Source organism: Citrobacter sp. A316 (assembly GCF_002042945.1).
GTDB lineage: Bacteria > Pseudomonadota > Gammaproteobacteria > Enterobacterales > Enterobacteriaceae > Citrobacter > Citrobacter portucalensis.
Genome location: NZ_MVFZ01000029.1, coordinates 45,573 through 55,943, shown reverse-complemented (window position 1 = coordinate 55,943; position 10,371 = coordinate 45,573). Strand labels below are relative to the sequence as shown.

Genomic DNA, 10,371 nt, shown 5'->3' with positions numbered 1-10,371 from the left:
GTTTTCGTTGTGATAATAAAAATTAATTATGTAATGGGGCAGGCAGTGGTTTGCAATGAAAATTGTTGCTAAGGTGATTTTCTTTCTACAAAGGGAGATAGCATGGAACTGCACGACTGGCAGTCGCAATTTGAAGCCTGGTTAGCTGATAACCATTCCGGACAAGATGCTGCACATGACATCTTTCACTTTCGACGTGTGTGGATGACGGCGCAAAAGCTGAGTACAGATGCAACCGTGGACTGGCTGGTGGTGCTGACCGCATGCTACTTCCATGATCTCGTCAGCCTGCCGAAGAACCATCCTGAGCGTCATCGTTCGTCGGTACTGGCAGCCCAGGAAACACGTCGCGTTTTGATGCGCGATTTTCCGGATTTTCCACGACAGCGGTTATCGGCAGTGTGTCATGCCATTGAGGCGCACAGTTTTAGCGCCAAAATCGCGCCAGAAACCCTTGAAGCCAAAATCGTGCAGGATGCTGACCGGCTTGAGGCGCTGGGTGCGATCGGTTTAGCGCGCGTCTTTGCCGTTTCAGGGGCGTTGGGGGTTGCGCTGTTTGATGCGGAAGATCCGTTTGCCCGAAAGCGTAGCCTTGACGATAAACAGTATGCGCTCGATCACTTCCAGACCAAATTATTGACGTTGCCGTTGACGATGCAAACCGAACAAGGGCGGCATTTGGCACAACATAATGCGGATTTTTTACTGACGTATATGGCAAAGCTGAGTGCGGAGCTAAAAGGAGAATACGAAATGCTGGATCTTGACGTGATTCAACCCTTTAAAGCACGCTAGTCGCCAGTACGGCTGAAACGTCAACCGTGCTAATTTATGTTAATCTGTCGGTTATCCATTTCTGCCGGTTAAATGTATGCAGGATAATTTTTCAGTAGCAGGCTCCATGAACCCAATGACAGATGAAAACGAGGCCGACGTGCAGGTGGTGTTGGCCAAGTTGCTTGAAATATATGACGTGAAAACGCTGGTTGCTCATCTGAATGGCGTTGGCGAGAACCGCTGGAGCCCGGCCATCTTTAAGCGAGTAGTTGCTAATGAAACATGGCATCGCCTCAGCGACCGCGAGCTTAATCATCTGAATACTTTGTTGCCGAAACCACCTGCACATCATCCGCACTATGCTTTTCGCTTTATCGATCTTTTTGCCGGCATTGGCGGCATTCGTCGCGGCTTTGAAGCGATTGGTGGGCAGTGCGTGTTTACCAGTGAGTGGAACAAGCACGCGGTGCGCACCTATAAAGCGAACAACTACTGCGATCCGCTCCAGCACCGCTTTAATGAAGATATTCGTGATATCACGCTCAGCCATCATGAAGGGGTGAGTGACCTGCAGGCGGCGGAACATATTCGCCAGCATGTGCCTGAACATGACGTGCTGTTGGCCGGATTCCCATGTCAGCCATTTTCTCTGGCTGGTGTATCAAAGAAAAACGCGTTAGGGCGGGCCCATGGTTTCGCCTGTGATACGCAAGGCACACTATTTTTTGATGTGGTGCGCATCATCGACGCGCGTCGGCCCGCCATATTTGTGCTCGAAAACGTCAAAAACCTGAAGAGTCACGATCAGGGCAAAACGTTTCGCATTATTATGCAAACGCTGGACGAGCTGGGTTATGACGTGGCGGATGCGGCGGATAACGGTCCGGACGATCCGAAAATTATCGATGGGCAACATTTTTTGCCTCAACATCGCGAACGTATCGTGCTTGTCGGCTTCCGACGCGATCTGAATTTGAAATCAGACTTCACGTTGCGGGATATTGTCACGCGTTACCCGCAGCGACGTACTACGCTGGCGGAACTGCTTGAGCCGACCGTTGATGCGAAATATATACTGACGCCGGTGCTGTGGAAATACCTCTATCGTTATGCGAAAAAACATCAGGCGCGGGGAAATGGATTTGGTTATGGCATGGTGTATCCCGGTAACCCTGATAGCGTAACGCGCACATTATCTGCGCGTTATTATAAGGATGGGGCGGAGATCCTGATTGACCGTGGCTGGGATATGGCGCTGGGTGAAAAAGATTTTGACGATCCGCAGAATCAGCGACACCGCCCACGCAGACTTACGCCAAGAGAGTGCGCGCGTCTGATGGGGTTTGAATCTCCGCAGGGCTATCAGTTCAGGATCCCGGTGTCAGATACTCAGGCTTATCGCCAGTTTGGTAATTCGGTGGTCGTTCCGGCATTTGCGGCGGTGGCCAGGCTGCTGGAGCCGAAAATCAAACAGGCGGTTGCTATTCGCGAGAAAGAGAACCTGCATGGCAGACGTTCACGATAAAGCAACACGCAGTAAAAATATGCGGGCGATAGCTACCCGCGATACCGCAATTGAAAAACGCCTTGCCAGCGTGCTGACAGAGCAGGGGGTAACGTTTCGCGTGCAGGATGCGACGTTACCCGGTCGTCCCGATTTTGTGGTGGATGATTATCATTGTGTGATTTTTACCCATGGCTGCTTCTGGCATCATCACAACTGTTATCTCTTCAAAGTCCCCGCGACACGAACGGAATTCTGGCTGGAAAAAATAGGCAAAAATGTCCAACGTGATGCGCGGGATTGTGAAAAGTTGCGGGTTTTGGGCTGGCGGGTACTGATTGTCTGGGAGTGCGCCCTGCGTGGTCGCGAAAAGCTGGACGATGAAGCGTTATCTGAACGAGTCATCGAGTGGATCTGCGGCGGTGGCGACACCGCGCAGATCGACACTCTCGGTATTCATTTACTGTAACGTCTTTTCCGACGGGGCCGCAACGGCGTCCGCTTTAACAGGGAACAGGTATTTCCCCAATGTTACCAGCACCACAGCAAACACGATCACGCCGAGCGCCAGCCATTCGATAGGGGCCAGTCTTTCTCCCCCAAGACCGGTCCCTAACAGCACGGCAACAACCGGATTGACGTAGGCATAGCTGGTGGCTAGCGCCGGGCTGACATTGCGGATCAGGAACATATACGCATTAATGGCAATAATGGAGCCAAACAGGGCCAGGTAAGCCACCGCCATAAAGCCTGAAAATGTTGGCATGGTGGTCAGTTTTTCTCCGGAGAGTAATGACGCGCACATCAGCACAATACCAGCGGCTAACATTTCAATGGCTCCGGCCATCATGCCAACGGGTAGCGTAATGCGTGAACCGTACACCGAGCCAAACGCCCAGCTTATCGAACCGATCAGGATTAAAATAGCGCCCCACGGATTGCCACTTAAATTGCCTCCGCTGTTCAGCATGATGATCCCTGCTAACCCAATCGCTATCCCCAACCATTCCAGCTTGCGCGTTTTGATGCCAAAAAAGTGGCTAAAACACAGCGTAAATAACGGGACGGTGGCGACCACCACGGCGGCAATACCGGAAGGGACATTTTGATGTTCTGCGACGGTGACCAGCCCATTACCCACAGCCAGCAGCAGGATACCAATTAACGCGGCGTTCAGGATTAGGCGTAAGGGGGGCAGCTTATGCCCGCGAATAAGTAAGAAACTTGTTAATAAAATTCCCGCGGAGAGAAAACGTACGGCTGCCATCATTAACGGCGGCCAGCTTTCTACGCCAATGCGAATAACGAAGTACGTGGAACCCCAAATGATGTACAGCGCGAATAGCGCACTGAAAAGTGGTAACAATTGCCTGAAACGCATAATCCCTCACGGTAGAAATAAAAAGGTGCAACATAGTAAACGTCAAAACTATCTTACTGGCGAGATTTATAATTACGTGTCGATGTTAAAAACTTGTTGACCAGAAAGGTCAGTTTCAGCATGGCGTGTTTTACTTCATACTTATGACTGCAAAAAAAATAATATTGAGGGTTAAAATTTTGGCAGGAAGTAGCTTACTGACCTTACTCGATGATATCGCCACGCTGCTGGATGATATCTCAGTGATGGGAAAACTGGCCGCGAAAAAAACCGCGGGCGTGCTGGGAGATGATCTGTCGCTTAATGCGCAGCAGGTGTCGGGCGTGCGGGCTAACCGTGAACTCCCGGTTGTCTGGAGCGTGGCGAAAGGATCGTTTGTTAACAAAGTTATTCTGGTGCCGTTGGCATTATTGATAAGCGCATTTATTCCCTGGGCGATCACCCCCTTATTAATGGTAGGCGGGGCATTTCTCTGTTTTGAAGGGGTGGAAAAGGTTCTGCATACCCTGGAGGCGCGTAAGCACAAAGAAAGCCCGGAAGAGCGTCAGCAGCGTCTGACTGCTCTGGCCGCACAGGATCCACTCACCTTTGAGAAAGATAAAATCAAAGGGGCAATACGTACCGACTTCATTTTGTCTGCAGAGATTGTCGCGATTACGCTGGGTATTGTCGCGGACGCACCCTTGCTGAATCAGGTGTTGGTGTTATCAGGTATCGCGTTAGTGGTGACCGTGGGCGTATATGGCCTGGTCGGGATTATCGTTAAGCTTGATGACATCGGGTACTGGTTGGCAGAAAAGCGCAGTCTGCTTGCCCAGTCGCTGGGGAAAGGGTTGCTGGTGGTTGCCCCCTGGCTTATGAAAACACTTTCTGTGGTCGGCACACTGGCGATGTTTTTGGTGGGAGGCGGCATTGTGGTACACGGAATATCGCCGCTGCATCATGCGATTGAACATTTTGCTCAGCAGCAAAGTACATTGATTTCGCTAATGCTTCCGACCCTGCTTAACCTGGTGCTCGGATTTATCATCGGCGGGATTGTCGTTCTGCTGGTAAAAGCTGTCGCCAGACTGCGCGGAGTTTCGCACTAATTGTTACAGGACTGATTACGCAAAACGCCTCTTTGTCATCTAAGGTGTAAAGGTTTCTCTTGATACAGGAGGCAGGTATGGTCTTTTCTGTCAGTGAGGAAGTCACCTCCAAAGAGGGTGGCCCACGTATGATCGTTACCGGGTATGCCAGCGGAATGGTGGAGTGTCGCTGGTACGACGGCTTTGGCGTTAAACGGGAAGCATTCCGTGAAGATGAACTGGTGGTGCCGGGCGAGCGAAGACAGCTCTGTCAGGATGCCTGAACATTTGCTCGACCGTAACCAGGTGATCTCTCACCTATTAGTTATATTTATCATTCCGGTGAGAATTATTTACTTGTCAGGCAAAAAAATTGCAGATAAGGTTTGGTTCACATCAGATTTTCTGGTGTAACGAATTTACAAGTGCTTCTTGCATAAGCAAGCTTGATCCCGACCCGATAAGGGCCGGGATTTTTTTCGCCCTCAGTCAGCGATTGATCTCCGACACGCTAAAGTCATGGATATCAAGCTCGAACGCATCGGCCAGTTCATGCCATGTATGGTAATCTCGCCCGTCGACGCTGACGCGCTCCGGGTCATCCTGGCTGCGATGAATTTCACTCTCGCAGATTTCGTTGATTGCCTTTAGCAGCGCGTCGACATCGACGCTGACTTCACGTTTGGCCGTATCGCTGTACTCTTTCGCGGTTTTCATCCTCATACCTCTCAACCGTTAAGGATACCGGGGGAGCGTACCCAAACATCGAATACGCACAACTTAAGTATAGACCGTCGATAAAACCCGCAATCGCGCGTGCATAGCGCTGCCAGAAAAAGGAATTTGTTCTACACTGGCACAAAGCCACAGGAGGAAAACTATGAAGGTGAATGATCGGGTCACAGTCAAAACGGACGGCGGTCCTCGTCGACCGGGCGTGGTACTGGCAATCGAAGAGTTTAGTGAAGGCACCATGTACCTGGTTTCGCTGGAAGACTACCCGCTCGGTATCTGGTTCTTTAATGAATCAGGTCATCAGGATGGTATCTTTGTGGAAAAAGTGGAGTGAATTGAATTCTGCTGTTTGATTCTGACTGGTGGAGTCGCCACCAGTCAGAACGTTTTAGCGCATATTCACAAAGATACCATTGGTGACGTTATCCGTAAGCCTCACAACGTGATAGATAACTTGCTTATTATGCGTCTTAATCTTTCGTTTTATATTCCCCTTATGGGATGACACCGTTTTGGCTTTGATATTCATTTGATCTGATATCTGTATTGTTCCCTGACCCTCCATCCACATACGCAGCATGCTGGATTCGGTTCGACTTAATGATAATGTCGGCAGATTCACATCAATAGCAATATCTACTTCTTTTTTCAGAATATCGCCAAGTAGTTTATCCAGTGAGTCAGGTTTAATCGATTTAGAACTAATCAATAAATTTTTTCTGACGAGTAGATATTCATCAAAATGCACGTTGGCAATTGCCATAAACACAATAAATAATGTGCTGGGATGCTGATTAATGATTTGCTTTATTTGCTGGCTATTAGCAGGATCGTGGATAAAGCAGTCCTCATTAATAAACACCACAGCGGGTTGTTGAGAGACACAGGCGAGACTGAGTTCATCAACGTTGGAAATGTTGTTGATTTCCCTTTTTTTCACCCCCCGACTTACCAGATATCCGGTTAACCCTAGTCGGGTGTAACTGCATAAATCCATAATAATCGTTGACATGGCATACCCTCACTCAATGCGTAACGATAATTCCCCTTACCTGATTATTTCATCACAACTAAACGGAATAATAACGACCCAAGATGACGCTTTCGCTGTTTTTCAGGCGAATTTACTATCCCGTAAAGTTGCGTATAATTTGCCAGGAAACATCTTAAAGTAAAGTGAATGTTGCGTTATGTGAGTGAGGCAAAAACAAATAAACCGCGACAGAGATATCTTGGTGGATGTTGTCACTTTTTAAATTTAGGACAATCCTTAGTAAAACAGGATAAAAATTAAGGGTTATTATTTTCCTGGCATTTCGCTGACGATATCGGCCAGTAAATTAAAAATTTCACTGAATAATCGTTCGCAGAATGGCGCAATTAATGGCATTAGCGCCGCCATTAGTGAAATACCTACGGTCAGAGTGAGAGGAAAGCCGATGACGAAAACCGACAGCTGTGGTGCCATGCGATTTAACAAACCAAGTGCGAGGTTCAGCGTGAGTAGAAGCGTCATTACCGGCAGGGCCAGCATTAGTCCGTTGAGGAAAATCAGGCTACCTGCCCGTGCCAGCGCGAGAAACGCATTGCTGTTCACCGGATTGCCGCCGATGGGCAGAGTATGAAAAGTATCTACCAGCAGCGAAATCAGCCATAAATGGCCGTTAAAGGTCAGGAACAGCAGCATGGCGAGCATGTCGATCAGTCGTGCCAGAACCGGCATATTCAGACGGCTACCGGGATCGAAGAACGTCGCGAAGGAAAGGCCCATTTGCAGGCCAATTAATTCCCCGGCGGTACGTACTGCGGCAAACGCAAACTGCATCGTGAAGCCTAAAGCGATACCGATCAGGATTTGTTGCATTGCCTGCCATAGCGCGCCAACAGAAAAGATGGGGACGTCAACGGCGGGAATCGACGGGGCGATAACGACGGTTATCATCAACCCCAGCCCCAGCTTTACCCGTTTAGGGATGGCTCGTTCACTGAGGATGGGGGCCGTTGAGATGAGCGCCAGTATGCGCAGCAAAGGCCAGAAGTATAAATTCAGCCAATGGAGCCACTCAACGCTGGTCACCTGCAACATAACGTTGTCTACCCGATGATATAGGGGATATTGCTGAACAGCGTACGCACGTAGTCGAGCAGCAGGTTAAGCATCCACGGGCCAGCAACAATGATGGCAATAAACACCGCGACAATTTTGGGAATGAAGGACAGCGTCATTTCGTTAATCTGGGTCGCCGCCTGCAGAATACTAATGATAAGACCTGTGACGAGAGCGACTAACAACAAAGGCGCGGCAAGGGCAAGGGCGACTTTCATCGCCTCTGTGCCCATCATCATGACCGATTCAGGAGTCATTTCGCGCCTCTAACTGTAAAAGCTTTGTGCCAGCGAGCCGACAAGTAGCTGCCAACCATCTACCAACACAAATAGCATCAGCTTGAACGGCAACGCGATTGTGGCTGGCGGTACCATCATCATCCCGAGCGCCATCAGCACGCTGGCGATCACCAGGTCGATAATCAGAAACGGAATAAAAATGGTAAAGCCTATCTGGAATGCTGTTTTCAACTCACTGGTGACATAAGCAGGCAGCAAAATTCGCATCGGTACGGCTTCTGGCCCCTGTAACGGACCGCTGTTTGCTAAGCGCGCGAAGAGTGCCAGATCGGCTTCACGGGTCTGGCGCAACATAAACTCGCGCAGCGGCTGGGCGCCTTTCTCCATGGCTTCCTGCATGGAGATCTTCTCTTCGCTGAACGGTTGGTAAGCGTCAACGTAGATTTTATCGATCACCGGCGACATGATGAAAAAGGTCAAAAAGAGCGCCAGGCCCAGGAGCACCTGGTTAGGCGGTGCAGAGGGGGTACCCAGCGCATTTCGCAGTAGACCGAAAACGATGATGATGCGGGTGAAGCTGGTCATCATCAGCAAAATTGCAGGCAGGAACGTCAGCGAGGTGATGAACACCAGCGTCTGCACGGGCAACGTCCAGTTTTGTCCGCCGCCCGGCAACGGCTGACTGACCAGCCCCGGGAGTTGGGCGAGGGCAACGGGGCTGAAAAGCCACAAGCCTGCTAGCGTAAGGGATAACAAACGGCGCATCAGGATCTCCCAGGACGCTTCAGCAAACTCTTCATCATGGCCTGGAAATCCGCAGGGGAGGCCGTTTTTTCTTCTGCATCGGCAGGTGCCGGGGGCAGGGTGTGCAGGACATTAATCTGTGAGGCTGTGACACCCAGTACCAGACGGGCATCTTCGACCTCGACAATCACCACGCGCTCACGTGGACCCAGTGAGGTGCTGGCCGTGACTTTCAGCCCGCGTGTACCGGTATTTTTGGGGGCAAACCCCAGACGTTTAATGACCCAGGCCGCCGCCAGGATCAAGACGATGATCCCGAGCAGCGCGCCGCTTACCTGCACCAGCGGTGAGCCGGGAACGGCGGCGGGTTGAGAAACGGTAGCCTGGGTATTCATGATTAACGGCTCAGACGGCGCATACGTTCAGACGGGGTGATAATGTCAGTGATACGCACACCGTATTTATCCGCGACCACGACGACTTCGCCCTGGGCAATCAGGTAACCGTTGATCAGGATATCCAGCGGCTCGCCTGCCAGACCATCCAGTGCGACAACCGAACCCTGCGTCAGACGCAGCAGCTCTTTGATGGTCATGCGGGTACGGCCCAGTTCGACGGTCAGCTTGACCGGAATGTCCATGATCAGGTCGATGTCCTGCAAAGCGCCGCTGACGTCGCCGCCACCTAACTGCTGGAATACCGCATCGGCCGCACTTTTGGTGGGCGTGGTTTTTTGCTCGTTTAACGCGTCAGCCCACAGATCGTCCAATGCGCCAGTGTTCTCATCGGACGGATTATTCATATCACTCATTTGGGCTGTTCCTCATTCAGCGAATTCAAAATCGGGTTTATCAGATGTTCTACGCGTAACGCATACTGACCGTTTACGGTGCCATACTGGCTGGTCAGCACAGGCACGCCGTCCACATGAGCAATAATGCGGTCGGGTTTCTCAATCGGCAGTACATCGCCGGGTTTCAGTTTTAAAATCTGGGATAGCCGCAGCGGAATGTCGGCAAAGTTTGCCACCAGCTCCAGTTCAGAATGCTGAACCTGACGCACCAGATTATTGCGCCAGTTCTGATCTTCATTACGCGAGTTTTCCAGCGGCGGATTCACCAGCAGCTCACGCAACGGTTCAATCATGCTGAATGGCAGACAGATGTTAAATTCACCGGTCAGGTTGCCAATTTCAACGTGGAACGGGGTGTTCACCACAATGTCGTTCGGAGAGGTGGTGATATTGGTAAATTTCACCTGCATCTCGGAACGAACGTATTCCACTTCCAGCGGGTTGATGGCCTTCCACGCGTCGCTGTAGCTTTCCAGCGCCAGCTTCAGCATGCGGTTAATAACGCGTTGTTCCGTGTGCGTAAATTCGCGGCCTTCGACTTTTGTCGGGAAACGACCGTCACCGCCAAACAGGTTGTCTACGGCGATAAATACCAGACTCGGTGAGAACACCACCAAACCCGTACCGCGCAGCGGCTTCAGGTGGATTAAGTTCAGGTTGGTCGGAACCGGTAAGTTGCGCGCAAATTCATGGTATGGCTGGATACGGATCGCACCCACGGTAATATCCGGGCTACGGCGCAACAGGTTAAATAATCCCATTCGGAACTGGCGCGCAAAGCGTTCGTTAATGATCTCCAACGCCTGTAAACGCTCACGTACAACGCGACGCTGAGTGTTGGGATCATAAGGACGAATATCGCTTTCTTTTGCGATACCTGAAATGGGTTCGTCTTTGGTTTCGCTATCGCCGTTCAGCAATGCGTCGATTTCAGCCTGAGAAAGAATACTGTCGCCCATGT

15 protein-coding genes are annotated in these 10,371 nt (G+C 50.7%); 6 read left to right on the top strand and 9 right to left on the bottom strand.

Features of this window, described 5'->3' with window-relative positions:
- Positions 1–102: 102 nt before the first annotated feature.
- The 3 genes from BZK41_RS25170 (at position 103) to BZK41_RS25160 (ending at position 2,750) form a co-directional block, all read left to right on the top strand.
- Positions 103–795: a phosphohydrolase gene (locus BZK41_RS25170; RefSeq protein ID WP_079939980.1), complete on the top strand. Its 693-nt coding sequence runs from the start codon at positions 103–105 to the stop codon at positions 793–795.
- A 76-nt stretch (positions 796–871) separates the two neighbouring features.
- Entirely contained in the window at positions 872–2,302 is a 1,431-nt protein-coding gene (locus BZK41_RS25165) for a DNA cytosine methyltransferase (protein WP_079939979.1), read from the top strand.
- A complete protein-coding gene (locus BZK41_RS25160; RefSeq protein WP_079939978.1) occupies positions 2,283–2,750 on the top strand; it encodes a very short patch repair endonuclease in 468 nt (155 codons plus the stop codon). The genes BZK41_RS25165 and BZK41_RS25160 overlap by 20 nt, the downstream gene beginning before the upstream one ends.
- Here BZK41_RS25160 and yedA read toward each other — a convergent pair.
- Entirely contained in the window at positions 2,742–3,662 is a 921-nt protein-coding gene (gene yedA / locus BZK41_RS25155; protein WP_079939977.1) for a drug/metabolite exporter YedA, read from the bottom strand. The genes BZK41_RS25160 and yedA overlap by 9 nt on opposite strands.
- A gap of 143 nt (positions 3,663–3,805) precedes the next feature.
- On the opposite strand from yedA, the gene BZK41_RS25150 reads away from it, so the two are divergent.
- Together BZK41_RS25150 and BZK41_RS25145 are read left to right on the top strand one after the other, a co-directional pair.
- The gene (locus BZK41_RS25150; protein ID WP_139762668.1) at positions 3,806–4,753 is read left to right on the top strand and encodes a DUF808 domain-containing protein; all 948 of its coding nucleotides are present in this window, start codon (positions 3,806–3,808) and stop codon (positions 4,751–4,753) included.
- Positions 4,754–4,830: 77 nt separating this feature from the next.
- Complete coding sequence (locus BZK41_RS25145) at positions 4,831–5,016, top strand: DUF2158 domain-containing protein (RefSeq protein WP_003030415.1); 186 nt, start codon at positions 4,831–4,833, stop codon at positions 5,014–5,016.
- 205 nt (positions 5,017–5,221) lie between these two features.
- Here the strand turns inward: BZK41_RS25145 and yodD are convergent, their stop codons facing one another.
- Positions 5,222–5,449, bottom strand: coding sequence for a YodD family peroxide/acid resistance protein (yodD, locus tag BZK41_RS25140; RefSeq protein ID WP_003030417.1), 228 nt, complete (start codon positions 5,447–5,449; stop codon positions 5,222–5,224).
- Positions 5,450–5,612: 163 nt separating this feature from the next.
- On the opposite strand from yodD, the gene dsrB reads away from it, so the two are divergent.
- The gene (dsrB, locus tag BZK41_RS25135; protein WP_003030419.1) at positions 5,613–5,801 is read left to right on the top strand and encodes a protein DsrB; all 189 of its coding nucleotides are present in this window, start codon (positions 5,613–5,615) and stop codon (positions 5,799–5,801) included.
- A 54-nt stretch (positions 5,802–5,855) separates the two neighbouring features.
- On the opposite strand, the gene rcsA is transcribed toward dsrB, so the two are convergent.
- The 7 genes from rcsA to fliM form a co-directional block, all read right to left on the bottom strand.
- Positions 5,856–6,479, bottom strand: a complete 624-nt coding sequence (rcsA, locus tag BZK41_RS25130) for a transcriptional regulator RcsA (RefSeq protein WP_003030421.1) — start codon at positions 6,477–6,479, stop codon at positions 5,856–5,858.
- A 288-nt stretch (positions 6,480–6,767) separates the two neighbouring features.
- On the bottom strand, positions 6,768–7,553 hold the full coding sequence (fliR, locus tag BZK41_RS25125) for a flagellar biosynthetic protein FliR (protein WP_048218017.1): 786 nt from the start codon (positions 7,551–7,553) through the stop codon (positions 6,768–6,770).
- Positions 7,554–7,561: 8 nt separating this feature from the next.
- The gene (gene fliQ / locus BZK41_RS25120) at positions 7,562–7,831 is read right to left on the bottom strand and encodes a flagellar biosynthesis protein FliQ (RefSeq protein WP_003030425.1); all 270 of its coding nucleotides are present in this window, start codon (positions 7,829–7,831) and stop codon (positions 7,562–7,564) included.
- A 9-nt stretch (positions 7,832–7,840) separates the two neighbouring features.
- Complete coding sequence (gene fliP / locus BZK41_RS25115) at positions 7,841–8,578, bottom strand: flagellar type III secretion system pore protein FliP (protein ID WP_003834056.1); 738 nt, start codon at positions 8,576–8,578, stop codon at positions 7,841–7,843.
- Positions 8,578–8,955 carry a flagellar biosynthetic protein FliO gene (gene fliO / locus BZK41_RS25110; protein ID WP_139762666.1) on the bottom strand — a complete coding sequence of 126 codons (378 nt, stop codon included), beginning with the start codon at positions 8,953–8,955 and terminating at the stop codon, positions 8,578–8,580. Before fliO ends, fliP begins: the two co-directional genes overlap by 1 nt.
- The gene (gene fliN, locus BZK41_RS25105; RefSeq protein WP_003030433.1) at positions 8,955–9,368 is read right to left on the bottom strand and encodes a flagellar motor switch protein FliN; all 414 of its coding nucleotides are present in this window, start codon (positions 9,366–9,368) and stop codon (positions 8,955–8,957) included. Before fliN ends, fliO begins: the two co-directional genes overlap by 1 nt.
- Positions 9,365–10,369 (bottom strand): flagellar motor switch protein FliM, encoded by a 1,005-nt coding sequence (fliM, locus tag BZK41_RS25100; RefSeq protein WP_003030434.1) that lies wholly within the window; start codon positions 10,367–10,369, stop codon positions 9,365–9,367. Before fliM ends, fliN begins: the two co-directional genes overlap by 4 nt.
- Positions 10,370–10,371: the final 2 nt, after the last annotated feature.